The organism is Okeania sp. SIO2B9, from assembly GCF_010672505.1.
In the GTDB taxonomy this organism is placed as follows: Bacteria; Cyanobacteriota; Cyanobacteriia; order Cyanobacteriales; family Microcoleaceae; genus Okeania; species Okeania hirsuta.
In genome coordinates this window covers 1-1,297 of record NZ_JAAHGK010001684.1, presented here as the reverse complement: position 1 = coordinate 1,297, position 1,297 = coordinate 1, and the positions used below count along the sequence as shown (strand labels likewise).

Sequence of the window (1,297 nt, the reverse complement as noted above, 5' to 3'; positions counted from 1 at the left end):
TGTCAGTAAAGGCGCTCTCCGCATTCCTGGCTGACGCCATCGAAGACACCAAAGCGGATGGAACTATGTTCTCCATCCACCTCAAGGCGACGATGATGAAAGTCTCGGATCCTGTGATCTTTGGCTATGCCGTCAAAGCCTGGCTCGCGCCGGTATTTGACAAGTTCGGCGACAAAATGGCCGCGCTTGGCGTGAACGCGAACTCCGGTTTGGGTGACCTGCTGGAGCGTGTGTCCGGCGATGCAGAGATTATGGCCGCCATCGAAGCGCTCGCCGCGGATCGTCCCTCCATCTATATGGTCGACAGCGATAAGGGCATTACAAACCTGCACGTTCCCTCTGATGTTATCATCGACGCGTCTATCCCCGCGATCATCCGCGCGGGCGGCAAGGGATGGAATGAAACGGGCGCGAAGGGCGACACCAACTGTGTCATCCCGGACCGCAGCTATGCGCCGGTCTATGATGAGGCTATCAAATTCTTCAAAGTAAACGGTGCGTTGAACCCAGCGACAGCCGGCGCTGTGGCGAATGTCGGCCTTATGGCGCAAAAAGCCGAAGAATACGGCTCGCACCCGACGACATTTTTTGCTCCTGCAGACGGGACTATCCGCATCGTCCTGGCCAATGGTGACACCCTGCACAGCCATGATGTGAAAGAAGGCGACATTTGGCGCGCCTGCACAGTTAAAAAGGCGCCGATCGAAAACTGGATCCAGCTTGCTATGGATCGTCAACGCCTGACAGGATCAGAAGCGATTTTCTGGCTGAACGCGGAGCGTGCGCATGACGCCCAACTGATCGCGATTGTGAAACCCGCGTTGGAAGCAGCGGGTGTTGCAGACAAATTCTTGATCATGGCGCCGCGCGAAGCCACGCGTCAGTCGTTGGAGACGATCACGGCGGGCAATGACTCCATCGCAATCACCGGTAACGTGCTGCGCGACTACCTGACGGACCTGTTCCCAATCCTAGAGCTTGGCACGTCGGCCAAAATGCTGTCGATCGTCAAGTTGATGAATGGCGGCGGGCTGTTTGAAACCGGGGCTGGCGGCTCTGCGCCCAAGCACGTGCAACAGCTGCAGGCGGAAAACCATCTGCGCTGGGACTCAATGGGGGAGTTCTGCGCCCTTAGCGAGTCGCTGAACTTCATGGCGGATGCAAAGGGGAACGCAAAAGCAGGCGTTCTGGGCGCTGCGGCAGAGGCGGCAACTCAAGGCATCCTCGATGATAACCGCTCTCCGGGCCGGAAAGTTGGTGAGCCAGACAACCGCGCCAGCCATTATTGGTTTGCCCG

Annotated in this window: 1 protein-coding gene; it reads left to right on the top strand. The window is 57.9% G+C overall.

Features of this window, described 5'->3' with window-relative positions:
- Positions 1–1,297: NADP-dependent isocitrate dehydrogenase (locus tag F6K13_RS33685; RefSeq protein WP_287290006.1), on the top strand; the 1,297-nt coding region annotated here is incomplete at both ends.